At 50.4% G+C, this 25,121-nt stretch carries 20 protein-coding genes and 1 tRNA gene; 9 read left to right on the plus strand and 12 right to left on the minus strand.

From position 1 onward, the window contains the following. Position 1: 1 nt before the first annotated feature. The 3 genes from malF to ABEA14_RS04825 all read right to left on the minus strand — a co-directional run bounded on the left by malF (position 2) and on the right by ABEA14_RS04825 (position 4,334). Positions 2-1,654, minus strand: a complete 1,653-nt coding sequence (gene malF, locus ABEA14_RS04815; RefSeq protein ID WP_345338741.1) for a maltose ABC transporter permease MalF — start codon at positions 1,652-1,654, stop codon at positions 2-4. A gap of 68 nt (positions 1,655-1,722) precedes the next feature. Further along, positions 1,723-2,913 carry a maltose/maltodextrin ABC transporter substrate-binding protein MalE gene (gene malE / locus ABEA14_RS04820; RefSeq protein ID WP_345338742.1) on the minus strand — a complete coding sequence of 397 codons (1,191 nt, stop codon included), beginning with the start codon at positions 2,911-2,913 and terminating at the stop codon, positions 1,723-1,725. 389 nt (positions 2,914-3,302) lie between these two features. Beyond that, a complete protein-coding gene (locus tag ABEA14_RS04825) occupies positions 3,303-4,334 on the minus strand; it encodes a nucleoid-associated protein (protein ID WP_345338743.1) in 1,032 nt (343 codons plus the stop codon). A gap of 76 nt (positions 4,335-4,410) precedes the next feature. Here ABEA14_RS04825 and ABEA14_RS04830 point away from each other — a divergent pair, with 76 nt between their 5' ends. The 3 genes from ABEA14_RS04830 (at position 4,411) to ABEA14_RS04840 (ending at position 6,710) form a co-directional block, all read left to right on the plus strand. Beyond that, on the plus strand, positions 4,411-4,623 hold the full coding sequence (locus ABEA14_RS04830) for a YejL family protein (protein WP_345338744.1): 213 nt from the start codon (positions 4,411-4,413) through the stop codon (positions 4,621-4,623). Between the two features lie 30 nt (positions 4,624-4,653). Continuing rightward, positions 4,654-6,510, plus strand: coding sequence for a DUF3413 domain-containing protein (locus ABEA14_RS04835; protein WP_345338745.1), 1,857 nt, complete (start codon positions 4,654-4,656; stop codon positions 6,508-6,510). Between the two features lie 123 nt (positions 6,511-6,633). Further along, positions 6,634-6,710: transfer RNA gene (locus tag ABEA14_RS04840), tRNA-Pro, on the plus strand. A 108-nt stretch (positions 6,711-6,818) separates the two neighbouring features. Here the strand turns inward: ABEA14_RS04840 and ABEA14_RS04845 are convergent. The 5 genes from ABEA14_RS04845 to ABEA14_RS04865 form a co-directional block, all read right to left on the minus strand. Then, positions 6,819-7,355, minus strand: coding sequence for a hypothetical protein (locus ABEA14_RS04845; protein ID WP_345338746.1), 537 nt, complete (start codon positions 7,353-7,355; stop codon positions 6,819-6,821). A gap of 152 nt (positions 7,356-7,507) precedes the next feature. Beyond that, a complete protein-coding gene (locus tag ABEA14_RS04850) occupies positions 7,508-8,881 on the minus strand; it encodes a YfcC family protein (RefSeq protein ID WP_345338747.1) in 1,374 nt (457 codons plus the stop codon). Between the two features lie 168 nt (positions 8,882-9,049). Next, positions 9,050-9,238, minus strand: coding sequence for a hypothetical protein (locus ABEA14_RS04855; protein WP_345338748.1), 189 nt, complete (start codon positions 9,236-9,238; stop codon positions 9,050-9,052). A 90-nt stretch (positions 9,239-9,328) separates the two neighbouring features. Further along, positions 9,329-10,711, minus strand: a complete 1,383-nt coding sequence (locus ABEA14_RS04860) for an SLC13 family permease (protein ID WP_345338749.1) — start codon at positions 10,709-10,711, stop codon at positions 9,329-9,331. A 148-nt stretch (positions 10,712-10,859) separates the two neighbouring features. After that, positions 10,860-11,066 carry a hypothetical protein gene (locus tag ABEA14_RS04865; RefSeq protein ID WP_345338750.1) on the minus strand — a complete coding sequence of 69 codons (207 nt, stop codon included), beginning with the start codon at positions 11,064-11,066 and terminating at the stop codon, positions 10,860-10,862. Between the two features lie 320 nt (positions 11,067-11,386). Here ABEA14_RS04865 and ABEA14_RS04870 point away from each other — a divergent pair, with 320 nt between their 5' ends. From ABEA14_RS04870 to ABEA14_RS04890, 5 genes are all read left to right on the plus strand, one after another. Beyond that, positions 11,387-11,755, plus strand: coding sequence for an NUDIX domain-containing protein (locus ABEA14_RS04870; protein WP_345338751.1), 369 nt, complete (start codon positions 11,387-11,389; stop codon positions 11,753-11,755). Between the two features lie 98 nt (positions 11,756-11,853). Beyond that, the gene (locus ABEA14_RS04875) at positions 11,854-13,290 is read left to right on the plus strand and encodes a DASH family cryptochrome (protein WP_345338752.1); all 1,437 of its coding nucleotides are present in this window, start codon (positions 11,854-11,856) and stop codon (positions 13,288-13,290) included. Beyond that, positions 13,287-14,798 carry an FAD-binding domain-containing protein gene (locus ABEA14_RS04880; RefSeq protein ID WP_345338753.1) on the plus strand — a complete coding sequence of 504 codons (1,512 nt, stop codon included), beginning with the start codon at positions 13,287-13,289 and terminating at the stop codon, positions 14,796-14,798. Before ABEA14_RS04875 ends, ABEA14_RS04880 begins: the two co-directional genes overlap by 4 nt. Before the next feature lie 26 nt (positions 14,799-14,824). Next, complete coding sequence (locus ABEA14_RS04885) at positions 14,825-14,995, plus strand: DUF2256 domain-containing protein (protein ID WP_345338754.1); 171 nt, start codon at positions 14,825-14,827, stop codon at positions 14,993-14,995. Beyond that, the gene (locus ABEA14_RS04890; RefSeq protein WP_345338755.1) at positions 14,992-16,584 is read left to right on the plus strand and encodes a cryptochrome/photolyase family protein; all 1,593 of its coding nucleotides are present in this window, start codon (positions 14,992-14,994) and stop codon (positions 16,582-16,584) included. The genes ABEA14_RS04885 and ABEA14_RS04890 overlap by 4 nt, the downstream gene beginning before the upstream one ends. Before the next feature lie 21 nt (positions 16,585-16,605). Here the strand turns inward: ABEA14_RS04890 and ABEA14_RS04895 are convergent, their stop codons facing one another. Genes ABEA14_RS04895 through ABEA14_RS04910 form a run of 4 tightly spaced genes read right to left on the minus strand, consistent with a single transcriptional unit; the run spans position 16,606 to position 22,655 of the window. After that, the gene (locus tag ABEA14_RS04895; RefSeq protein ID WP_345338756.1) at positions 16,606-17,730 is read right to left on the minus strand and encodes a PQQ-dependent sugar dehydrogenase; all 1,125 of its coding nucleotides are present in this window, start codon (positions 17,728-17,730) and stop codon (positions 16,606-16,608) included. Between the two features lie 58 nt (positions 17,731-17,788). After that, positions 17,789-19,078: a lipocalin-like domain-containing protein gene (locus ABEA14_RS04900; RefSeq protein ID WP_345338757.1), complete on the minus strand. Its 1,290-nt coding sequence runs from the start codon at positions 19,076-19,078 to the stop codon at positions 17,789-17,791. Beyond that, on the minus strand, positions 19,075-21,948 hold the full coding sequence (locus tag ABEA14_RS04905; protein WP_345338758.1) for an ABC transporter permease: 2,874 nt from the start codon (positions 21,946-21,948) through the stop codon (positions 19,075-19,077). The genes ABEA14_RS04900 and ABEA14_RS04905 overlap by 4 nt, the downstream gene beginning before the upstream one ends. Continuing rightward, positions 21,945-22,655, minus strand: a complete 711-nt coding sequence (locus tag ABEA14_RS04910) for an ABC transporter ATP-binding protein (protein WP_345338759.1) — start codon at positions 22,653-22,655, stop codon at positions 21,945-21,947. The genes ABEA14_RS04905 and ABEA14_RS04910 overlap by 4 nt, the downstream gene beginning before the upstream one ends. 254 nt (positions 22,656-22,909) lie before the next feature. On the opposite strand from ABEA14_RS04910, the gene ABEA14_RS04915 reads away from it, so the two are divergent. Further along, positions 22,910-25,120, plus strand: a complete 2,211-nt coding sequence (locus ABEA14_RS04915) for a protein-disulfide reductase DsbD family protein (RefSeq protein ID WP_345338760.1) — start codon at positions 22,910-22,912, stop codon at positions 25,118-25,120. Position 25,121: the final 1 nt, after the last annotated feature.

Genomic DNA, 25,121 nt, shown 5'->3' on the forward strand with positions numbered 1-25,121 from the left:
CTTATACCTTGTTGTCCAGCTTGGACAGTTTCAGGTTCAGGATGGCCATCGCACCAACCAAGATAAAGATAACCGTCGCAATCGCTGCTGCAAGACCGTAGTCCTGACCAGCACCTTCAAACGCAATACGGTAGGTGTAACTAACCAAGAGGTCAGTGGTACCTGCAGGCGTTGTCGCTCCAATGATATCCGGGCCACCATTTGTTAACAGGGCAATCAGTACGAAGTTATTGAAGTTAAACGCGAACGATGCAATCAACAGTGGTGTAAGCGGCTTGATCAACAACGGCAAAGTGATGTTGAAGAAGTTACTGACTGGACCCGCACCATCCATCGCCGATGCTTCGTACAAGTCCTCTGGAATAGACTTAAGCAAGCCCATGCTGAGGATCATCATGTACGGATAACCGAGCCATGTATTCACAATCAGAATCATGGTTCGCGCTAAGGCGGGTTGTGTATACCAGTCGGGCTTAATGCCAAATAAGGCTTCAAGCACCATATTGATTTCACCGAAGTTCTGGTTGAACAAACCTTTGAACACCAGAATCGAAATAAATGCCGGCACCGCGTATGGCAAGATGAGAATCACTCGGTAGATGGCTTTACCACCCAAGAACTCCCACTGTACCAGGTTACCCAGTACCATACCGATCGCTAAGGTGAAGAACACACTGCCCGCGGCAAACATTACCGTCCAGACAAAGATCTCCATAAATGGACCTTGAATGCCTTTATCGGTAAATACGCGCCAGTAGTTGTCCCAACCAATCGATACAGTAAAGCCAGGTGGCAATGCATCACCAACAAACTCGCCGTTCGCATCAATATACTGGTAGAAACCATCATAGTAATTTGGACGAAGAAGCTGGTTGGTTTGGTTGTTTCTTAATGTATTGGGATCACTGATGATGGTCCCGTTTTCTAATACCACACCATCGGAAAGTCGTGAGAACAGAGGTCTGAGGGCAGCGAATTTACGCAGGCCGCTCATGCTCAGGTCTACACCACTAGGTAGTGTTGCTGATAGTGTTTGCAAGTGTGTTCTGAGAGAAATGACTTCGCGCAGGGCTGCTTTTTCACCTTCTGGAACAGCATCTGCTGCACGAAGTTGAATTCCGCCATCTGCGTACGGGAAGTCCTCAGGCTTAGCCTTGCGGCTCTTAATTTCACCTGCATCCCACAATTTCAGCGATTGGCTTACAAAGATCTTTTCAGGTTCAAGCTCTGACTTCAGTACCAACTTGAAACGATCTTGGTCAGCTTTAATAAGTGAGAAATCGTAGTTGCCCCCTTTGGCAAGGTAGGTCTGACGTAGGTGATAACCCTGAACTCGCTCCAACGAAAGTAAGTTACTTCCGCTGTAGTTGGTAAAGGAGATCCCTATCGTGTATGCCAGAGGGAAAATGATAAATATGACCATCCCGGCGACACCGGGGAAAATATATCTATGGGCGTATGTCTTGCTATTGGTAAAAACGTACACACCGAGAGAGACGATGAGCAGAGTCAGTATGGCGAAAGCATACTCACCCGTTGCATACATAACGATAACTGCATAGCCACTGACTAAGATAACCAAAGCCAAGATGACAATTTTTAACCAGTTAGAACCGTTAGAGACAGTTGTAGAAGCAGCGTTAGACGCACCCATTTGCACAACCTTTCCTGATGGGTAGAACAAAGGAAGGGCAAATGCCCTTCCTTATCCTTGGTGAGTTTTTACTTGACGATACGCTTAGCTGCGCCGTCAAGGGCCTTGTCAACAGTCTGACGGCCAGAAGTAACGTTAGACAGAGCAGTAGCCATTGCAGACCAGAATTTGCCCATTGCAGCAACGTTAGGCATAGGCTCACCAGCCTGTGCGTTAGCGAAGGTAGCTGCGATGTTCGGATCTTTAGCTAGTTGCTTCATGTACTCTTTGAATGCTACCGCACCCAGAGGTACATCGTCGTTAACCATCTTCAAACCATCGACTGTCAGCAGGTAGTTCTCGAGGAACTCAACTGCCAAGTCTTTGTTTGGACTAGCTGCGTTTACAGCACCTGCCAGTACACCTACGAAAGGCTTAGCAGCAGAACCGTTTACGCTTGGGATATAAGTAACACCGTAGTTGATGCCACTCTTCTTGATGTTGCTCCATGCCCAAGGACCATTGATCATCATAGCGATCTCGCCCTTGTTGAACGCAGCGTCCATAACACCGTAGTCTGCGCCTTTAGGCATGATGCCCTGATCGATGAAGTCTTTGATCATCTTAACGCCAGCTTTGGCGCCAGGAACGTTAACACCAGTATCCTTGATGTCGTAAGAACCATTTTCGTACTTGAATACATAACCGCCGTTAGCAGCGATCAGAGGCCAAGTGAAATAGGTGTTGTTGTAGTCCCACAGAATAGCTTTAACTTTACCGCCAGAGCTTTCCTGCAGTTTCTTGTCGAGTGCTGGGATCTCTTCGAAAGTCTTTGGTGGCTCAGCAACCAAGTCTTTGTTGTAGATCAGGCCAACAGCTTCAACCGCTACTGGGTAGCCGTAAACTTTACCGTTGATGGTTACTGCGTCCCAAGTGAAATCTTCAATTGCAGACTTCACGTTGTCGCTTGGCTTCAGCTCAGACAGAAGACCAGCAGACGCCCAATCACCGAAACGGTCGTGAGCCCAGAAGAAGATGTCTGGACCACTACCTGTAGAAGCTGCCTGCTGGAATTTACCAGGGGCATCATCAGGGTGAGCAACAGTAACTTTTACACCAGTGTCGGCTTCAAATTTCTTACCAACTTCAGCCAGTCCGTTATAGCCTTTATCACCGTTAATCCAGATAGTCAGCTGACCTTCTTCGATTGCGGCGCTTGCAGTTGCGGACATCCCTAATGTCGCAGCAGCAACTGCAGTGGCTAGGATTGTTTTTTTCATTAGCCTTTCCTTTGTGTTTTTTTGTTAGCGAGCAAAGCTCATTTTGGATAATGGGTTCCCCCAATCGCAAGCCATTCTAGAACATGCCATTACGTACCGCACATGACATGCCTCAAACTTTTGAAACTATACTACACACCGTTTTTTGTCTTTTTTGACAAAATCAGGTGTTTGTCTAGTTATTCACCTGCAATGGGCTAAAAGTTGTAAAACAACACCAATCCAATCAAAAAACCCACAACCTCTTTTGGTTAAAACCCGTAATAACACTGGGTTTCAACCAGAAGAGTCGGGGTTGATGTTTATATCATGGAATTTTTTTACAAGAAACCTTTCAGTTAGCAGCCACTTGAGAAAGTTAGTCGCATTCATGCGTGTCCGCAAGCGAATCACTCATCGCCCGAGCTTTTTACATGACGCTTTAACTGATCCAAGAGATTAGGAGGGACTCTGGTTATTGTTAACGTTTCATTTTGAGGATCAAACAGCACGCTGTCGCCCAACAAGCCTCTTTCGAAGCCGATAGAAACGCCCCTTCCCTGCCCACTGAATTTCGTTACTTTACCAACCACCGAGGCTACTGGTGGTAGCTCTTCCGGAAGTTCATCAGCAACTTGGTTTAGTAAACCATGATTATCGCCACTGACTGCGCCGACCACCTCTGACAGTTGAGCGATATTGAGCCGCTCACCAGCCTGTTGCTGTTCTTTGTAATATTGGCTGGTTTCCTTACGAACCTGTTGCTTCTCTTCTTTATTCAACTGCGCCGTATCACAGTAGGTTTCGACCGCTTCGACTAAACGTTCATTCTGCTGTTTAGCCTCTCGGTACTCTTCAGCATTCAAAAACTCTAAGAAAAAGTCTGACACCTTGCGCCCTACTCTGCCTCTGATAAAAGAAAGCGGCATATCTTCCTGCTCACGCAGCGCATCGAGATCGAGACGGGCAGCCAGCTGCAATTTGGAAAGGTCAAGGTAGGTACTCTGGTGAAGCGTCAGGTTCTGGTCGAAAGCCAGTGCTGCCGTTTGTGAGCTATAGGTAAGCAGTAAAAACTCTCTGCCCAAGCTACGATAGTGGCAGATAATAAACAGGCCTTCTTCTACATGTTCATTCTCGGCCATCGCCAAGATCAACTTATTGGCCGTTAGCAAAGAAAAATCGGCAAACGGCGACGTTTGCTCTAAATACTCATCTAACGCCTCTGTAAATCTTTTCTCTTCACCACCGCCCTGATTGCTTTCGATGAAGGAGGCATAACCTTTGGCTGGCTTGGCGTTATAAGTTGTATGAGATCGCTCTATCAACTCATTCAGCGAATGATCATCCGCAGGCAATGCATTGTGATTCTTTATCTGAAGTTGGTTCGCTTCAGTATCCAGGCTGATAGCGAGCACGCTCGCATTAATAATTTCTAATGACATGAAAGGAGGCCATATTCGTTTCAATAACTTATGTATGATATGCTTTTTAGCAATCAGCTGTGTAGGTTAAACGCCCATGCCCCAGGTTTCCAAGTATTCAAACTCTCAAATTGAAAAAGCGCTTAATGACGTCCTCGACGTCCTGCAGTCCCAAGATGCAACGATTGATTTCAGTCTTATGATTTTGGGCAATGCAACTTCACATATTTTGCAGCAGATCCCAGAAGAAAAGCGCGCAGCAGTATTAGATAGTTTTACCAAAGCTCTCAAGCAATCTGCACAACAGTAATCGAGTCACTCACTGAGGCGCGTCACAGGAATGACCTTTTCTGAGTTAGAATACAAAGACAAAGTCGCACGCCTGGTTAGCTGGGGTCATTGGTTTACCTTCGCTAACGCTATTCTGGCATTGGTCATATCTCTTGGCTATCTCGCCATCGTAGATCTTCCAGACACAATAACAGGACAGTTGTTCCTGTTGGTGTATTGGGCTGGCCACTTTTCATTTCTGACCTTTCTGATATTCCTGGCGCTGCTGTTTCCGCTCGCATTTGTGCTGATAAGGCCCTGGATAATGCAAGCGGTCTCCGCGCTGTTAGCCTCGGTCGGTGTTGGCCTGTTAATCATTGATATCTTGTTCTTCGATGCTTATCGGCTGCACTTAAACCTGTTTGCATTTGAGCTGGCAATCTCGCCCGAAGGTGGGTTGCTGGACTTTCAGTTCTGGCAACTCGCGCTGGTACTTAGTTTTATCTTTATTGTTGAGTTCCTGCTTGGCCTATGGCTTTGGCGAAGCCCAACACGCAACACGACACGTAAGCTAGCCAGAACGACAGCCACCGCGTTAACCGCTTGTTTTTTCCTAAGCCACTTTTTCCATATTTGGGCTGACGCACTGTTTTATGCCCCGATCACCAGCCAAAAACACTACTTTCCTCTTTCCTACCCCGCGACGGCTAAGACCTTCTTAAGAGACCACGGCTGGGTAGACGTAGACAAGTATGCAAATGAGTTCCGCGAGCAGCGATTCTCCAGTAAGACACTGAATTACGGTGTACAGAATCTCCCTTCATCGCAAGCAGCATATACAAACAGTGTACTTGTGGTAGTTATCGAGTCCTGGCGCTCAGATATGCTGACTGAAGAGGTGATGCCCAACTTATATGCACTGTCACGCTCAGGGCTGCGATTTACCAACCACTTCAGTGGAGGTAATGGTCCGTCAGAAGGCGTGTTCTCATTACTCTATGGCCTTCCTGCAACCTATCAGGATCATGTCACTAAGGCTTCTATCCCACCTTTGGTAAGCAGTGCATTGGAGCGAGAAGGCTACATCAGAAGCGCATTTACCAGCAGCAGAAAGCTTAACGACCGAATTGAAATGGTCGCTTTCAAAGGCTTCGAACAATTTCAAACTGGCGATAGTGGTATTGGTAATGCGGCGAACGATCGACGCATCGCCAAACAATGGACACAGTGGTACCAAAACAAAGAAAGCGACGCGCCTTTCTTCACTTACCTTTCATTATCTGCACCGAGTAACTTTGCTACGCCAGCTGGCTATAAGTCACCGTTCCAGCCCGACTTTGAAGGTGTCCACCTGTTCAGTGATACCGACCTGCTGGACGAAGTACAACTGCGTAACCGCTACAAGAACTCCCTGCACTTCGTCGATTCACTGATACCAGCGATACTGGAGCCTTTGCGTAAAGATGGCTCTCTGGCGAACACCACGGTGATTTTCACCTCAGACCATGGCATGGAGTTAAACGATAAAGGCGGTAATAACTGGGGTTATAACAGCAATTTCTCCAGTTACCAGACGCAAGTGCCGCTGGTTTTACTCTCTTCTGATGTCGGTGGTGCCGACATCGAAATGTTAACCTCGCACTACGACATAAGCGCACAACTACTGCATCAGCTTTATGGTAAGTCTGTCGATGTCAGCGAACTAACCAGCGGCCATCCCCTGCTTGGTGATAGCCGACACAACTGGCTGTTTATGGGGGATGCAAAGCACTTCGCTATCCTGGAGAAAGATCGGCTGACCGAACTGAGAATGAGCGGCCAATACAAGATCTATGATCGCGGGAACAAGCGAAATCGAAGCGCTAAGCTGAGGGTCAAGCCGATGCGTGAAGTGCTCGAAGAGCTAAGACGTTTTTACAGCGACTAAAGGTAGTTGCCGATTCCGTGCATTAATTGTGCAATCAAGCTGTTGGCGGCAAATATCATATTGCATTCCGGTTACGGATCGTTATCATAAGCGCCGCACCTCAAAGCAAGACCAAACAGTTGACGGCGTGTAGCGCAGCCTGGTAGCGCACTGTCATGGGGTGTCAGGGGTCGGAGGTTCAAATCCTCTCACGCCGACCAATAGAAAAGCCCGTAGCTCTATGAGTTACGGGCTTTTTGCCTTTCTATGCTAGATAAAACGCTAACTACGAGTACTTGGTCTGAAACGCGGAGCACACCCAATAGGCGCTATTCAGTAATCTTCGCTGCAACTTTCTGAGCGGATTTATCTTTAGCTGGAAACGCATTTTTAAGCAGTGCAACGACATCTTTTCCAGGATCATTGATGACCACCAGCACCCCGGTATCCAAGGCCTTATCAGCACTTATCGTACCCAGCTGAAGCGCCCTAATCACATTGTAAGACGTCGAAATAGTGGGTGACTCTTTTTCTGGAGGAAGAACCTGAAGCTGTACCAGGTATCCGCTTTTAGTTGTACCTTTTGATGTGCGATATCGGGTCCAAAGCTGATGTTCGGACAGGTTGATGTAAAAACTGATTTTGTTTGGACTTTCCGCTGAACTCAGGACGATTCCAAGCCTGTTCATATCCATATTTATCAGCCTGAGCCCTGCCTGCTTGGCATTGAACTTAGATGCCTTCGCAGCACCTTTACGAACAGTATCGACATCCGATGAATCGTATAGCGAACCCAAGTGGTAGTGATCGAATGGTGAGCCAAAGCCACCATGCATATTGCAGGCAAGCGCGCTTGGTACAGCCAACGCTGCACAGAGACATATGGAAAGACCGAGCCTTGAAACCAAAACAAACACCCAATTCAAATGATCACCAGATAGCTGGCATGGTGACCTGAACCTCTAACAGTAAATTCTAACAGTGCGATCTGTTCGTTGCCAATCAGCAGTCCCCTGCACTAGTAACCAATCAGTACGGCAATCACCAAAGCAACAGCACTTGCCGCAAGTAACTTGATAATCAGTGGCCAGATAAAACGGAACCAACGGTCATAAGGGATACCACACATACCCAATATGCCCATCAACACAGCGTTCGTCGGCACAATCATGTTCATCAAGCCATCACCCATCTGGTATGCCAAAACGGCCACCTGACGAGATACACCCACCAGGTCCGCTATCGGTGCCATGATCGGCATAGTGACATACGCCTGGCCGGAACCTGACGGAATAAAGAAGTTCAGCACGCTCTGAATAAACAGCATACCAACGGCAGATAGCTCCCCTCCCACCATGGTCAGCGGTGTTGCTAATCCATTGACCACAGTGTGCAGTACCTGAGCGTCACTCAATATCAGTTCGATGCTGCGGGCAAAGCCGATTAACAACGCCGTGCCAGTCAACTCACTGGCGCCGATAGTGAACGTCTTAGCGGCATTATCGAAGCCTTTACCTGCCACTAAGGAGCAGACCATGGCCAAAGCGAAAAACAGCGCACCTAACTCAACAAAATACCAATGGTACTTGGCGATTCCGACCACCATCACCACAAGTGTTGCCAGCGTTAAACCTAATACGGCTTTTTTACGCATATCCAGCGCTGGAAACTCAGTGGCCTTGGGTGGCTGAGCTTCAGGAATGTCGTGCACCAGACTGTTAACGTGATCAGCGCGAACAGCGCTCGCATATTTCCAAAGATGGTGAAAACCGATGGCTAGGAACGGGAATAAAAGCAGCAAGCGATACTCCCACCCGGAAGTTGGCGGGATCTCTGCAACGCCCTGGGCTACCAGCACGGTGAATGGGTTTAGCATCGCGGTGCCATAGCCAATACCGTAGCCAATCACCATGGATGCTACCGCTGATACCGTATCCATCCGCAGTGCTACACACAGAGAGATAAGGATAAGTACCAGCGGAATATACTCTTCTGCCATGCCAATACTGGTAGACCCTAGCGCGAACGCCAGCATACTCATCAGTAGTAACAGTGCTGGTTTATGTGCAAACCGGTTCAGGACCTTCCCCAGCAGAGCATCAATAGCGCCGGTTGAGCGGATCACCGCCAGCGAACCACCCACTAAAAACAGGAAGAAGATGATGCCCTGCGCTTCGCCCAATGCTCTTGGGATCACAGTGAACAATGTGGTCACAGGTAAGCTTACCTGCTGCTCAGCTACCTTATATGTCCCCGGTACCACCACGGTGTTGCCATTGGCGTTTTCAGCCATTTCAAACGAACCCGATGGCAACATCCAGGTAAGCAGATAAGCGACTACCATCATCAAAAACAGCAGCACCAAGGTGTGGGGGACTTTTATACTTTTCATGGAATTACTTGTTATTTTTATGAAGACTGGGGCTTGAGCCGATTTCTTCTACTCTATTTAAACTCGGCGCCAATTGATACGCCCATCCTAAAAGTTTGAACGACGATAGATGTAAAAAAAGCCGCAAGAGTATCGCTGCGGCTTCCGGTCAAAAACGCTGGCTCGTTATCAGCTGATTGGCGGGTAGCCTGACAAGATTTGCTCTGCGGCTTGCTCAGGAGACAAGTGTTCGGCTTGATACTGATGCTCAAAAATGTGGGACGCCAGAGCATCCAGCTCTTCACCTGACATGCCGTAATCTTCGCTGGCAATGGATATCACTTCGTTATGCCACTGGTTGAAATCCTGATTGTTCATCGCTCTGCCCTGTGACGCTATGAGTGTAATGCGTGTTACGACATGAGCACTTCGAAAGATCAGGCTACAAATACGATGCGAGGCATAACTTCAGAGGTTCAACCAGGCATAGGTACCCAATAAAATGCTGCTCAGAATATTGAGTGCCAGACCATGCCGGATAAAGTCTTTCATCTCCAGCTTGCCACTACCAAACACAATGGCATTGGGCGGTGTCGCAACCGGCAGCATAAAAGCACAACTGCATGCCATCCCCACCATCACCACCAAAGACTGCTCTGGTAATCCAAGTTGGGCTGCAAGCGAGGCAAACAGTGGCACCAGCAAAGCCGCACTGGCTGTATTGCTGGCCATCTCAGTCAGAAACACCACAAAAGTCGCCAGTCCGATGAACATTACCAACAACGGCATTTCATTAAACAGACTGGCAAACCACTGTGCCAGAAAAGCACTGGTGCCTGTTGCTTGAAGCGCTGCGCTCAGCGTTAAACCACCACCAAAAAGTAACAGCACGCCCCAATCGGTTTGTGACTGAAACGATTTCCAGTCCATCAGTTTCAGCAAGCCCAACGACACCAGGGCAATCATCGCAATCAAGGTATCGACACTGGAGACCTGTAACCAGCCTGCGATCAGTTTTGACATCAACCAACCAGCCACGGTCACAGCAAACACACTGGCCGTCAGAATGCGCGATCTGGTCCATTCGAACCGGGTAACCTGTGTTGTAATCGCCTTGGGAAAGGTAGGCCGGATAATTAACCAAAGCAGTACCAGGCTGGTAGGCAACAATATCGCCAGCAACGGTGACGCAAACAGCATCCAATCCAGAAAACTCATCCCCAGCTGAGCCGCAGCAATGGCATTGGGTGGGCTACCTATGACAGTCGCCATGCCGCCCATACTGGCGCAGTAAGCCAGCGCCAGCAGGCAAAAACGCTGCCTTCTTCGCCCTGCGTCATCGCTTTCGCCTTCACTTCCGGTATCAAATTGCCCCAGCAATCCCAACATAACCGGCAGCATCATTGCCGTAGTCGCAGTGTTTGAAATCCACATCGACAACACAGCAACACAGATCAGCATCAGAAACACGGCATAAACCGCCTTCCCGCCCGACCATTTTAAAATTGCATCCGCCAACGCTTTATCCAGCCCCTGACAACGCAGTGCAGAAGCCAGGGCAAAACCACCCAGAAACAGAAAGATGATGGGGTGTGAGAATTGAGAAAGTGCGGTCTTGGTATCAAACACGCCCAAAACCACGCAGAGAATTGGAATGCTCAGCGCCGTCAGCGTAATGTGCATCGCTTCGCTGAACCACATCACTGCGATAAATACCAGCAGCGCAACGCCGACGTTCAAGTCGCCCTCAAGCGGGCGAAACCAAAGCATACCAATGAGAAACAGCAGGTTGGCCAGCATCACCCAACCACGAAAAGAGCGCGGTTGGCGCTCGGGAAGAAGATGAAACATAAAGCCACCCCAATACGTTTTATCTTATTGTTATATTAGGGTTTAATTTGTGTTTGAGGATCAAAATCGCCCCAAGCCTTGACGGTGATCAGGCTTGCAAGGCGCAATGGTGTCCCAACAGGCTTACGCCTGATGACTCAAGAGACGATTATGATGCTGGTAGTGCGGAACGCAGCTTTTTCATATCCGGCGATAATGCACCCTTTCTGGTTTCCAGGTGGTCTATCGCTTCTCTTAAACTTGGGAAATTCGACTGCACAGCTTCAAATGCGCGCTTTTTTACGGCCATATCGTGGTTACCTGACAAAATAGAAAGCCAAGTTTCCAGCAATGGTAATGGGACTGACTGCGACAAAATACTCTCCGAGCGCGCTTCAACAACCTACTACTGAAGCATTCTCTTATATTACGTTTTGTTTATCTACGGCTATCCTGCCCCATTCAGAATGATGTGGCAAGCGTCGAAAAATTTGTCACTCCAGCGTTTAAAACTGACTTATGAGCAGTAAATATGGGACCGGTGACATAATGCTTTCACACAAACTATGGCAAGCTGATAGCCCTTGCGGTTGAGAGTCTAACACGATGCGACATTTGCCAGTAATTTTGATATCAGCGATGTTATCCTCCCTAAGTGCTTGTAACCAAAAAGAACAATGCCCGTTAGATGTGGAAATGACACTGCAGGGCAACGCCGGGTGTTTGATTTTAAACGGCGATAATCTGATCACTGTCACCCAACGTTTTACCACCAAACTCTCGCTTCCGGGTGGCACCGGCCAACGGGGTGAATCTGCTCAGTGCACCGCATGGAGGGAAACAAAAGAAGAAATTGGTGCGGATGTTGAAGTGAAACAGCACCTGAAAACTTTCAGCAACGGATTTCATCTGTTTGCCTGCGACCTCAAATCTAAACCAGACGACAATGGTAGTGACTGGTTGGAAGTGGCTTCTGTGCAATGGAAACCTATCACCGAGATTACCGAGGACAATTGGCGCTTCCCCGCTCACCTGACCGAACTAAAGGCCCTGTTCGTTAACTGAGGCATTTACGTCTAAGGCGCTAAACCAAAACCGTCTGACGCTACGTATACCTTTGCCAGAACAAACAATTTTGTTGTTTGCGGCAAAGGTAAAACGCAGTGCTCACATCTGACTTACAAAAATATCGGCTGGGCCTGTTCTGGTTCACCAATGATCTGCGGCTCAAAGATCATCCTTTGTTGGTTCGTGCTGCTCAGCAGTGCCAACACCTGCTGTTTATTTTCATCAGGGACACACAGCAGACACGGGGCAATCGATTTGTCTCCAGCCGAATGAGTGCAAACCGTAGTCTCTTTCAACTGCAGACGCTGCAATCACTCAACCTCGATCTGAAAAAGCTGGGGCAGGCGCTGTTTTACGCTGAAGGCGCACCTACTGCCATCGTCGAACAGGTGATCAATCAGCTTCAACCCGATGCGATCTATCGTAGTCGGCAGGTAGCCAGTGAGGAGAAGCGCCCCTGGCAACAACTGCAAAGCCAATTTCCAAACAGCAAATTCATCACTGCCACTGTGCAAAACATCTATCAATCTGACCAGTTGCCTGTGAGTGCTGATGCACTACCGGACACTTTTTCCAAGTTTCGCAAGCTTGTCGAAAAGACAGCGCCAAATTATGGCGAGGTTCAGATACAAGCGGCCCCAACGTCCTTGCCTCCGCCACCCAAACCAACCGCACTGAGCGACCACTTAGCGCTGGTTGCGGTGGATGAATGGCATATCAACCCTCCTGCTCAGCCGGGGCAATCTAACAAATCAGCAGTTGAACCCTTGCCCGCCAAGGCTGGCGAAGAAGCGGCTCTGAACTATATGCAAGGCTACTTTAAAACCTCTGCAGCCAGTCACTACAAAGAAACCCGCAACGCCCTTGATGGTGAGTTCACCAGCACTGGTTTTTCACCCTGGTTAGCTAACGGCACGCTTTCACCGAATCAGGTTCTTGCTGCGCTCGGACGCTACCAGCGTTTGCACGGCCGAAACGAAAGTACCTACTGGATCTATTTTGAGTTGCTGTGGCGAGAATATTTTCAGCTCTACGCGCTAAAACATGGCGACAAGCTGTTTCAGCTTCGGGGAATCACCAATAAACCGGTTACGGGCTGTCTGTATGGCGAACGGCTTGCTCGCTGGATCAACGGCACCACCCCCTATCCCCTGGTAAACGCCTGCATGAATCAACTTAGGGAAACCGGCCTGCTTTCAAACCGTGGCAGACAGATAGTCGCCAGTTGTCTCATTCACGAACTGCAACTGGATTGGCGCGCAGGCGCGTACTACTTCGAACAACAGCTGGTGGACTATGACGTTGCATCGAATTGGGGTAACTGGCAGTACATCGCAGGTGTTGGCGCAGATCCCCGTCAAGGTCGCCACTTCAATCTCGAAAAACAGCAGCAAATGTTTGACCCGGAGGGTGAATACATTGCCAAATGGCGCGGTGATGTGGGCGACCGAGGTGCCTTCATCGATTCCGTTGATGCTGCGGACTGGCCAACCAATCAACCCGTCGATACCTCTGGCGGGACCTTACAATGAACCCAACAATCCATACCAGTTCGGCCGCAGAGCAAGAGATCCAGATAGTCTGGTTCAAGCGCGACCTGAGATTGAACGATCACGCACCACTGTTCTTTGCTCAGCAGGCGGCACGACAAACCGGGTTGCCTACTTTATTGCTCTATTTGGTCGAGCCAAACCAAATCGACGACCCCCATTACGACCTACGCCACTGGCGTTTTGTTGCCGAGTCTATTCAGGATATCAATCAGACATTGGCGAGCATGAACGCGGAGCTTGTTGTGGGCCACAGCGATGCAGAGAACTTCTTTGAACAGCTCAACAGCCACCTTAAAATCCGGACTATCTTCAGCCACCAGGAAGTCGGACTAGCTACCAGCTTTGAACGTGATAAACGTGTGGAAGAGTGGTGCAAACAGCACAATGTAGAATGGCAACAGTTCGCTTATGGCGCCGTTATTCGCGGCGCAAAATCACGACAGGGCTGGACGAAACACTGGCAACAGGTGATGCGTGCCGAGCAGTTCCAGACTGATTTCTCTCAATTTCCACTGCTGGGCAAAAGCGCCCTCTCCGACGACCTTGCAGCCGAGCTTCCCAAAGCTTGGTTGGTGAAAGACCCGCTGTTTCAAACAGGGGGCGAGACCGCCGCGCATCAAATCCTGGCGTCGTTTTTTGAAGGTCGAGGCAAGCGTTACGCCTTTGACATCAGCTCACCATCAAAAAGCGCCGATAGTTGCTCGCGGCTATCGCCCTATCTGGCCTGGGGTAATCTGAGCCTGAGACAGGTGTATCAAACGCTGCTGGCACACTGGAAAACAACTGGCTGGTACAAAGCGCTTCGAGCCCTTTCATCCCGCCTGCATTGGCACTGCCATTTCATTCAAAAGTTTGAATCGGAATGCGAAATGGAGTTCCGCCCCGTAAATCGAGGATATATTTCGTTCCCATTTACGGAAACATCAGATGACCAGCGTCGTTTTGATGCCTGGCGCAACGGCAAAACCGGTTACCCGCTGATAGATGCCTGCATGCGTTGTCTGCACCATACCGGCTATATCAACTTTCGTATGCGCGCCATGCTGATCAGCTTCCTGTGTCATCACCTGATGCTGGATTGGCGTGCAGGCGCACTTCACTTAGCAAGACTATTTCTGGATTTTGAGCCCGGTATTCATTATCCACAGTGCCAGATGCAGGCTGGCATTACCGGCACCAATACTATTCGGGTATACAACCCAACCAAACAGGCACAGGAACAAGATGCTAACGGCGACTTTATCCGTCGGTGGTTGCCGGAATTAGCAGAACTCCCCAATGGATTGTTGCACCAGCCCTGGCTGATGACAGCGATGGAGCAACAGATGTTCGGAGTGATTTTGGGCCAGGACTACCCTCACCCCATCGTTGATATCACGACCGATAGCAAAGAGCGTCGAGCGTTATTCTGGCAATGGCGTAAACGCCCGGAGGTGAAACAGGAATCACAACGTATTTTGCGCACGCACGTTGTGAACGATCGCTAAGCTGAAAAAGTTAAGGATGGTAACTCATGCATAAGAAAACTCAGCTCCCATCTAAGCTCTGTCCAATCTGCGAGCGACCATTTGAGTGGCGTAAAAAATGGGAAAAAGTATGGCATGACGTCAAATACTGCTCTGAGCGATGTCGTCGTCAATCAAAACAAAAACCGGCTGATACCAATCCGAGAATAAGTACATGATAGATAAAGCGCTGCAGGCAGCTCTGGAAGACACAAAGCCGCCCACTGAGCGGATCCGACTGATATTGGGTGACCAGCTCAACGCATCTCACAGCTGGTATCGCACTGTTGATCCCGGCACGCTCTACCTAATTGCCGAACTTAAACAGGAAACCGGTTACGTCAAACATCATATCCAAAAGATATGTGCCTTCTTCGCTGCCATGGCGGGTTTTGCGAACGCCCTGAAAACGGCCGGTCACAAGGTGCTTCACCTTACCTTGGACGACACCCAAGCCTATGAAAACCTGCCTGCGCTGATAAACGACTTGCTGACGTTTACTGGCGCCCGCGATTTTGAGTTTCAGCGGCCAGATGAGTACAGATTAAAACAGCAACTGGAAACCATGCTGTTACCAGACGGAGTGAGCCGTACCATATGGGACAGTGAACATTTTCTAGTACCTTTCGATGAACTTAGTCACTATTTCAAAGCAGATACCGCACACCGCATGGAAACCTTCTATCGAAAAATGCGCCGCCGGTATGACTTGCTGATGAACGGAGATGAACCCGAAGGTGGGCAATGGAACTACGATGCCAACAATAGAGAAAAGCTGAATAAGCAGGAGATCGAAGCGCTGCCTGAGTCGCTCTGTTTTGCTAATGACGTTAGTGATATCAAGGCACGTCTGGACAGGCACGAAATCGACTATTTTGGCAGCTATCACAGCGCCCTGTTGTGGCCAGTGACGCGCAAGCAGGGGCTACAGCTGCTCAACTATTTTTGCCAGCAGTTGCTACCTAAGTTCGGCCGATTCCAGGATGCGATGACCTGTCAGACCGAAACAAAATGGAGCCTTTATCACTGCCGACTTTCATTTGCCATGAATGCCAAACTGCTGCACCCCAAACAGGTGATTGATGCCGCGATCACGGCGTACAGAGAGGCAGATGGCGCCATCACCATTGCGCAAGTAGAGGGTTTCGTTCGTCAGATACTCGGCTGGCGCGAATATGTGCGTGGTATCTACTGGCTAAACATGCCGCTATATGCAGAGAAAAACGCTCTAAATGGCCACAGATTGCTGCCAACCTACTTTTGGGATGGCGACACTAAAATGCGTTGCATGCGCGAATCTTTAGGCCAAAGCCTGGAGTATGCGTACGGCCACCATATCCAGCGCCTGATGGTGATTGGCAACTTTGCCCTCATTACCGGCATGGATCCGGACTTAGTCGACGCCTGGTACCTGGGTGTTTATATCGATGCCATAGAATGGGTGGAGATGCCGAACACTCGGGGTATGAGTCAGTTTGCTGACGGGGGCCTGCTTGCCAGCAAACCTTACTCCGCCAGCGGTAATTACATCAATAAGATGAGTGACTACTGCGCCAATTGCCATTATCAGGTGAAGCAGAAAACAGGAGAGAAAGCCTGCCCGTTTAACGCGCTTTATTGGCACTTTATGAACGAACACCGTGAGCGTATTGCCCGCAACCCACGCATCGGTATGGTGTATCGCAGCTGGGACAAGATGAGTGATGAAAACCGCGCAGCAGTTCTAAGCCAGGCCGCCTCCTATCTGGCTGACCTGGACTCTCTTTAAAGCTGAATAGAAGTGAATTGGTTACTTCACCACATGATAAATACTGCCGGTATGGCTCACCAGATAGAGTTCCCCGGCCTGGTCTTCACCAAAAGATGACGGTGAGGTTGAACGCGCAACTTCAATCGGAGCTAACGGAGTCTTGGCAGTATCTGCAGCCCACACTCGGCCCGACACGTAATCGGCAAAGAAGTACCAACCATTGAGCGCTGGCGAGCCCTGCCCACGATATACATAACCACCGGTGATTGATTGCCCCCAATCATGGCTGTACTCAATGACTGGCATCTGCAGATCTGCAGGCGCATCACTCACGTCACGAAACTCGTGGGTCGCTTCGTACCAGGGCCAGCCATAGTTGATCCCTGGCTCAATCAGGTTCACCTCTTCCCAGGCGTTTTGACCCACATCCGCAGCCCACAACTTGTTGGTTTTGCGATCAAAGCTGAAACGCCAGGGATTGCGCAGACCATGCGCCCAGATCTCATCACGTACTTGAGGGTTTGTTATAAACGGATTGCCGGGTGCCGGATTACCGTTGCCATCAATCCTCAATATTTTGCCCAGCAGTTGGGTCATATCCTGGGCACGGTTCAGCGGGTCACCCGCACTACCGCCATCTCCTAATCCAACATAAAGATAACCGTCCGGGCCAAATGCCAGCATGCCGCCATTGTGGTTTCGGTAGTCCTGCGGCACCTCAAGAATCACCTGCTCACTCTGGTAATCAGTAAGGTTCGGATTACCTTGCTGTACCCTATATTTGGCGATCACTGAACGGCGAGGTTTGACTGCGGAGTAGTAGACATAAAATGTTTGATTGGTCTTAAATTCAGGGTCGAATGCCAGCCCAAGCAAACCTTCTTCATTGCTTAGGGTGAAGCGATTTTTGGTGGCTTTGTTGATATCAAAAAACACCTGCGCCTGTGTTACCGCGTCGCTGTTCTGGAACACTTTAATCTTGCCAGTCTGCTCAACCACAAACAGCCGATTACTATCATCACCCGCATGGGTCAGATACAGCGGCACCTCGAAACGTAGTTCACTGAATACCGGTTTTAACTCTACTTTTTCGACCGCCAAGGCATTGCTAAACAGTCCTAGCCAAACACCAGCTAAAACGGCAACAAAACGAAAACAACCCATCACTTTCCCCCTGAATTTATTCTATTTGTAGTTTTGTTAAACAGTCAGGTGTACGAACTCAATAGCCAGTGAGTTCAAGATAACCACGACACTGTGCAGGTTCGGCACACAACACGGCCCCTTCCCAGTATGGAAACAGGGTGTTCATCTGCTGGTCGGCATGTAACGCATGAACCTGCCAACTAAGCGATTCTGTGGGAAGCCCAACTTGCCAACCTACAGGTACCGGCCGCACACGTTCTCTGCCATCGCCATCAGGCGCACTCACTTTGGCGTACTCAATCGGCTCAAACTCTAGCGTGTTGCGGTCCAGCGTTGTCACCTCACCCTCTGGGGTGATTAAGCTGCCATAAATATAGTGGTTACCGTCTTTTTGGCGTAACCGGAACGCCATCAAGCCGCGGCCATCATCCAGGTGTAAACTCATCCAGTCCCAGCCGGTTTGCTCGTCCGACAGGTACTGACTGCTCCACTCTCTGTCCAGCCATGCCAGCCCAGAAACCGATATCTCGCCGCCACCCTCTTGTTCTGGCAATTGCACTGTTCCAGAGATGCTCAGGTGCGGCATGCTGTAGTAATAGGAACCGACTTCATTCGTGGGATGTTTGCGACTAAACCCGTTGTCACCATGCAGTGCAATCGCACCATTGCCTGACAGTTCAAGATCCAGCGCAAATTCGCCGGTATCGAGCGCAAGTTGTATCGGCAGTATGTCGCCAGTGATTGGTGTAGTTGCGTTGAGGTTAACATCGGCTTTTTTTGACTTACCGAACAGCCAATCTTCTATCCGTACCACAAAAGGTTCGGGTTGAACCTCAACCAAGCCAACACCACCACGTGCGAATATTTCCGCTTCGTAGTGACCAGTGGGTGTTGAAAGCGCCGCATGGGCCATATAGATCTGCGGGGTAGCCCAACCTGCATCCTCTTTCTCCGTTTCAGCGGGCGGCTGCATTCGATTTCTAAACAGGGTGAACTGAATACCGTATTCTCTGTTGGTGCGAAGGCCCTCTTGAGTCGCCAGATCATTGTCTAAGTCCGCGGTTAGATTCGCGGTCAGATACCACCACTCAATGCGGTAATCGGGGTGTTCACCATGGTCTTCAGGAAATGAAAGCGGCACGCCAGGGCGTGCCTGCCGATAACCTTCGATCTGGTCGCCCTTTAAAATCTGGTTATAGCCAGTGTCATCGGCAGCTTCATCTGATTTGAGTTTACGCCCACTTTCATCACCCGCTGGTGAGCAACCGATCAAGGCTAATGAAAGCGTTAAGATCAGCGAAATTAAAATCTTCGGACTAAAGGCCAGCATTGTCCTTCGCAGAATATGCTTGTTGTGATTCATCATTCTGCCTCCGAAATCTGTCTGGCAATCGACCAGCGATGCAAGCGACGTAATGCCAGAACCGCGGTCAGCGATGTCACTATGCCCGCCAAGGCTGCCAATTGAACAAACCGCAGCCACGGCAGATCAACCGGGTAGCTCCAGCCAAAGCCATACACATTAAGCAGGTTGATAAGCACCCAGGCCAAACCGATACCAAACGGCAACGCCAACAGCGTGCAGAGGATACCGACGCTGGCCCACTGGCCAATAGAAACCAGATAGAGGCGTCGTTTACTTACGCCCATACTGCCGATCACACCCAGCGCTTTGCGACGCCGTTCATTCAGCAGATAGAGGGCACAAGCCAGCCCCAGCGCAGATACCAGCAGGGTTAGCAGGTTCAATGCCTCGGTGGCAACAAAGGTCTGGTCAAACACAGCCACCGCCACGGTTCGCATCGATTGCTGGTCGATCATCTGACGGTCGGTAAACCCATACGTATCTCGGATGCGTGGCATTAGTGTCGATATGTGTGATGATTCAGAGAGCAAAATACCAATGCCGGATATCCCTATCTGCGGCCAGTATTGGGAGAACACGCGCTCATCTACCATCAGTTGTGGGTTGGGATTGCCGTAATCGTAATAGACACCAGACACGGTAAATTTAATGCCTGAATCTCTTCCCCCCAATGCGCTATCTGCTTGCGTTTCGCCTTGATGGGCAGTGACGCCTTTTGAGCTCAGCCAAACCTGATCTCCGAGGTTCAGGCCATGCAATAGATGCAGGCGCTGGCTAATCAATATCCCCTCGCCAGCTTCAAACCGCTGCCAGTCGATCTGTTGCGCACCTTGGTAGAGCGTAATGGCGCGTTGCGCTAAATCATCACGGGACAGAGAAAGTAGCGCTGCGCTAAGTTCTTTCACATCAGGTCTCGTAACTTCAGCGCCTGCATTATCAGAATTGGCGTAATCAGTAGCGAAATCTGAGGCGGTTTGAATGCGCACATCGATCTGGCGCTGAGTCAGTAATCCTTCCACTTCAGGTTGCGCCTCAAGCCAACGGATCAACGACGCGGTCTCGGACTGCGGCCTGAGATAGATATCCGCCACTAAACGTTGATCCAGCCAATCCAATACGGTTTGCCGAAAGCTGTTGACCATGGTGTTCACGCCCACATTGGCGGTCAGCGCCAACACTAGTGCGATCATTGCGACATGCGTGCGGGACATCTGCCATTTCAACTCGGTCACAGACCAATGCATCACAGGCCATTTTGCAATAGAGAAACGCCCCTTGGCAGCGCTCTTATATCTGGGCTTACCTGCGGGCTTACTTGCGGGCATACTTTCGGGATTACTTGTGAGCTTAGAAGAGGCAGCGCCCTGTCTGGCAAGACTGGCCAACCCTTTTGAAAACAGCACGGGCACAATAAAACCGGCCCCCAACAGCAATAAGGCGATCACTAAGAAGCCCGTGTACAAGCCCGGTGCCAGCCAAGCGATAAACGCGGCAAACAGCACCATTAATACACCTAGCTGCGCCACTTTAATCTGCCATGCTGTGCCCCTGGTCATCTCCTCCATCGCTGAACCGCTTAGCGTTTGTTCACCCTGCTTAGTTTTGATGAACTGCCACCAGGGCCCCGCGGCGGCAAGCGCAATACCGGCCGTAGAGACCATCAAAGCTCTCACCACCACGTCCAACGACCAGCCAGACCAAATTGACTGATAACTCAAACGCACCGCATACAGGTTGTCCAGCGTGCGCCCCAACAGCGGCAGCAATATATCCGACAACCAAACACTGACCGGCGCGGCTATCAAGGTGGTCAACAGTGCCAGAACAACCCACTCGACCAGAAGCAGTCGGGCGATAAGCGGCTGCGCTATACCCAATGTTCTTAGTTGATTGAATAAGGGCGCACGGTCCTGCAGTGAAAAGTGAATGGCATTGAACGCGATAAAAATACCCACTACCCAGGCCAATAATCCCATGGCGGTCAGATTGAGGTGCAGACTGCGTGTCATTTGCGACAACGTGAGTTCAGATCGGCTCCGCTCTAGCTTTAGTGTCGGTGGCAGTGCTGCAGCCAGCTTTTCAAAATGGCTTTCCCGCTCACTTTCGCTCATGCCTTCGTTTTCCATCAGCGCGATGTAGTTGAGCTTGCCGGTCATTCCCAGCAGTTGCTGCCCTAAACCAATGTCGGTCCAAAGCCGATGCCCCAAGCCTCGTTCAGGGATCTGCCGCACCTCGATACCCGCGCTTCTGCCCACTTCTATACCCGCTTCTGTACCCGCACCGCGATCGACAATAAGGGCGCCACTAGATCCAGCCGGATAAAGGCGGTCGCCATCTTCCAGCCCAAGCTGGGCCATACGTTGAGCGCTTCCCCAAAACTGATAAGGTGGCAGCATCAGGTCGGTTATATCGGGCACAGACTGATTGTTATCATCCTGACCGCCCTTCTGACCGCTATCCTCAAATGAGCCCTCATCTGAGCTCCCATCTGTACCCTCATCTTCCTCCAAACTCTCGGCAGCACTAAACGCCAACGGGTCTGTCGCGACAATGGAGATAAAGCGCCCCTGCGTATCCTTGAAGGTACCGGACACCACAGGTATCAGATTGCTGAACCCAGCGTTACGCAGGGAGATATAGTTGGCCTGGTCGACCGGTTTACGGTCATTAGCCGAGCTAATAATGCCGTAAGCTTGCTGGCCAATCAGCTGCTCACCGCGCTGATAATCGCGTTTAGCTGTTTCATTCAACAACCATACGCCATTGACCATGACCACACCGGTGATCAGGCCTATCAGCAATAAAAACAACTGTATGGGATGGCGGCGATAGTGTTGCCATACCGCTTTTGCAACGGGGCCCGCCCTCATACCTGAACCTCAGGCTGGCTCGCCTCCAGTCGGTGGTTATGCAGCTGGCGGTTATGAAGTAATTGGGTCTTATCCAGGTAGGACGCCATCTCCCGGCTATGAGTCACCATCACCAGCGCACTGTTGGCGCTGCGACACAATTCCGTCAGTAGCGCCATCACCTGATGGCTTAGCTCATCATCCAGGTTACCGGTTGGTTCATCAGCCAAAATCAACGGTGGCTGATGACTGAGTGCCCTGGCGATCGCCACCCGTTGCTGCTGACCACCAGAGAGTTGATCGGGCCAGCGATGGAGTAACTCAGCCAACCCGAGGCGTTCGATTAGATGCTCTGTATGGTCGCTCTGTTCCGACAGTCCCAAAACCCGGCGTGGGAACAACAGATTATCCTGCACGCTCAATGTAGGCAGTAAGTTGAACTGTTGAAACACAAACCCCAGCTGGCGACGTCGATAATCACAAAGCGCCTCGTCGCTGGCGTTGCCAAGGGAGAGTCCTTCAAATCGTATCTCACCAGAAAACTGCTGGTCCAATCCGCCAATCAGGTGCAGCAAGGTGCTTTTGCCGGAGCCACTGGCACCCATTAACGCCAGCATCTCTCCTCGCTCAATAGTCAGGTTGACGCCCTTAAGGACTTCGGTGTCAGAGGGGTTGCCTGAAGCAGCATGCCCGCCATAACTCTTGCCAACATTTTCCACACTAAGCACTGCGATCTCTCCCTTACTACTTTTATTGCCTCTGTCTGCAACAGAGTGAACAGTTTGTCGGTCTAGTGCGTACCTATCGCCTACGCAAAGAAGTCTCCTGCGTAAAACAGGCTCTCTATTTACACAGCAAGTCTCGGCAGGTTTCGCAGCAGTCTTGACAGCCCTGTTGTCAGAACATGACACTGGCAAACTGAGTACCGACAATCTGCAAGCATTAATATCATTACAGCGTTACCGATAAGAGTACGAAAGTTATGACCAGATGGTTGATCTTATTAGCAGTTTTTATCAACACCATTTTTATCAGCACAGTATTCTCGCCGCTCGCTAATGCCAGCGTAGATGATGCTGCCTTTGAGCGCAGCGCCGCGTCTGAGCCGCAGCAGCACCCACACATTGAAGTGCAACTGGTCAGCGAACTGAGCCACTGGCAACCAAACGAAACTAACTGGGTTGCCGTCGTTCTGAGGCACGAACACCACTGGCATACCTATTGGGCCAACCCAGGTGAATCCGGACTGCCTACCCGTATCAAATGGACACTGCCCGAAGGTGTTAGCGCTGGCGACATCCAATGGCCAGTTCCGAAACGTATCGAAGCGGCTGGCATCATTAATATCGGTTTTGAAGACGACACCCTGCTGATGGTGCGGCTTACCGGCAGTCCTGCGGATAACAGCGGCGCGGTCCGGATACAGGCCGATGTCAGCTGGCTGGTATGTAAAGAAGCCTGTATTCCGGGTGATGCCAGCTTGAAGATGTCGGTCCCCTTGATTGTTTCCGGAGAGAATGACGGCAATATCCCTCTGAAGACGGAATTTGCCCAGGCATTCACCGATACCCGAAGCCTGGTGCCGCAACAGCATAGTTTTATCGCGACATCGGCCGTCACTGAAACAGAAATTCAGCTACAGCTTGCTGCAACCGATTTGGAACAAAGCCAATTGGACCTGCAGCAGGTACTCAAAAGCGACCTGTTTGCAGAGCAGGAGTCACTGGTTCAGGCGTCCGCTACGCCCTCTTGGCAGGTTTCCGGCAAGACGCATTCTGAAGAAACGCTGATCGCTACGCTGCCACTGAATGACTACTTTCTGGAACTGCCCGACACCACCCATTGGGTGATGATCACGCCACAAAACCAAAAGATTAGATTTAGTGCCGAGTCTGGCGCGATTGTTAGCCCCACAATAGACCCTGGCGCCTTAAGCGGATCTGGTGAACAACTCACCGCGCCACCCACACAAGCCAGTACAACACCATTACTGCTGTTGATGGCGATGGCCTTGGTGGGCGGTTTGTTACTTAATCTGATGCCCTGCGTATTTCCCGTGCTGGCGATCAAAGCAGTTAGTTTGGTTAAGCTGCGCGGCAAAGAGAAGCAGGAAGCGCGTAAACACGGCTGGCTCTATCTGGCAGGAATTCAAGCGTCACTCTTACTACTGAGCGGCTTACTGCTGGCACTGAAGCTTTCAGGCCAGCAACTTGGCTGGGGCTTCCAACTTCAGGACCCTTGGTTCCTGGCGGTATTGGCCACCCTGATGTTTGCTATGGGTTTGGCGCTGTTTGGCGTGTTTGAGCTGGGCGCACGTTTTATGTCTTTAGGTCAGGAGCAGGTAAACCAAGGTGGCTATAAAGCCTCTTTCCTGTCTGGGGTGCTTGCCGTGGTGGTGGCCAGCCCATGTATGACACCACTGATGGCCCCCGCGGTAGGCGCGGCACTGACCCTGCCCGCTATCGAGATGGTCGCCATTATGCTGTCACTTGGTTTTGGCTTGGCATTGCCGTTCTGGGCGATCAGCATGGTACCGAAATTGGCCGCCCTGCTTCCTAAGCCCGGCGCATGGCTTGAGACCTTCAAGCAGGCGATGGCATTCCCGCTGCTGCTCACCTCCGTCTGGCTGCTGTGGCTACTGAGCAATCATCAGATCCTGGCAGTAATCGCGACGCTACTTGTTTGGGTGATAGCAGCCTTTGTCATCTGGCTGCAGCGCCGTCAGTTGCGCCGTACTCTTGTGGTCACCACGGTAATATTGGTCGCCTCGCTGATCAGCTATTTTGTGGTGATGCCATCACAGCGCTCTGAACTGGCCCTGCCTGAGCAGGTGTATAGTCAGGAACTGCTGCAACAAAAACTGAGTGATGCCCAACCTGTACTTGTTAATATGACCGCAGACTGGTGCCTCACCTGCAAGGTAAATGAGCGTGTGACTTTTGCCGACAGCGACGTAAAACAAGCCTTTAATGAGCTGGGCGTTTCCTATCTGGTCGGAGATTGGACCCATCAGGATGCAGCAATTACTCAGTACCTGGACAAGTTCCAACATGCAGGGGTGCCCCTGTATGTGATTTATGACACCCAAGGCAACAGTCAGGTGTTACCGCAACTACTGACACCCGCCTTACTGATCGATTCGTTACAAAAAGCGGTAGAAGTGAAGTCAATTTCAGCCACAGCATCGGAGTAAA

The organism is Corallincola platygyrae, assembly GCF_039544265.1.
In the GTDB taxonomy this organism is placed as follows: domain Bacteria; phylum Pseudomonadota; class Gammaproteobacteria; order Enterobacterales; family Neiellaceae; genus Corallincola; species Corallincola platygyrae.

Bases quoted from the DNA above. Each gene is read 5' to 3' on its own strand.
- ABEA14_RS04885 (WP_345338754.1), top strand. From the start codon at position 14,825: ATGCATAAGAAAACTCAGCTCCCATCTAAGCTCTGTCCAATCTGCGAG.
- ABEA14_RS04850 (WP_345338747.1), bottom strand. From the start codon at position 8,881: ATGAAAAGTATAAAAGTCCCCCACACCTTGGTGCTGCTGTTTTTGATG.
- ABEA14_RS04905 (WP_345338758.1), bottom strand. From the start codon at position 21,948: ATGAGGGCGGGCCCCGTTGCAAAAGCGGTATGGCAACACTATCGCCGC.
- ABEA14_RS04895 (WP_345338756.1), bottom strand. From the start codon at position 17,730: ATGGGTTGTTTTCGTTTTGTTGCCGTTTTAGCTGGTGTTTGGCTAGGA.
- ABEA14_RS04900 (WP_345338757.1), bottom strand. From the start codon at position 19,078: ATGATGAATCACAACAAGCATATTCTGCGAAGGACAATGCTGGCCTTT.
- ABEA14_RS04835 (WP_345338745.1), top strand. From the start codon at position 4,654: ATGACCTTTTCTGAGTTAGAATACAAAGACAAAGTCGCACGCCTGGTT.
- ABEA14_RS04855 (WP_345338748.1), bottom strand. From the start codon at position 9,238: ATGAACAATCAGGATTTCAACCAGTGGCATAACGAAGTGATATCCATT.
- ABEA14_RS04825 (WP_345338743.1), bottom strand. From the start codon at position 4,334: ATGTCATTAGAAATTATTAATGCGAGCGTGCTCGCTATCAGCCTGGAT.
- malF (WP_345338741.1), bottom strand. From the start codon at position 1,654: ATGGGTGCGTCTAACGCTGCTTCTACAACTGTCTCTAACGGTTCTAAC.
- ABEA14_RS04890 (WP_345338755.1), top strand. From the start codon at position 14,992: ATGATAGATAAAGCGCTGCAGGCAGCTCTGGAAGACACAAAGCCGCCC.
- ABEA14_RS04860 (WP_345338749.1), bottom strand. From the start codon at position 10,711: ATGTTTCATCTTCTTCCCGAGCGCCAACCGCGCTCTTTTCGTGGTTGG.
- malE (WP_345338742.1), bottom strand. From the start codon at position 2,913: ATGAAAAAAACAATCCTAGCCACTGCAGTTGCTGCTGCGACATTAGGG.
- ABEA14_RS04915 (WP_345338760.1), top strand. From the start codon at position 22,910: ATGACCAGATGGTTGATCTTATTAGCAGTTTTTATCAACACCATTTTT.
- ABEA14_RS04880 (WP_345338753.1), top strand. From the start codon at position 13,287: ATGAACCCAACAATCCATACCAGTTCGGCCGCAGAGCAAGAGATCCAG.
- ABEA14_RS04830 (WP_345338744.1), top strand. From the start codon at position 4,411: ATGCCCCAGGTTTCCAAGTATTCAAACTCTCAAATTGAAAAAGCGCTT.
- ABEA14_RS04870 (WP_345338751.1), top strand. From the start codon at position 11,387: ATGACACTGCAGGGCAACGCCGGGTGTTTGATTTTAAACGGCGATAAT.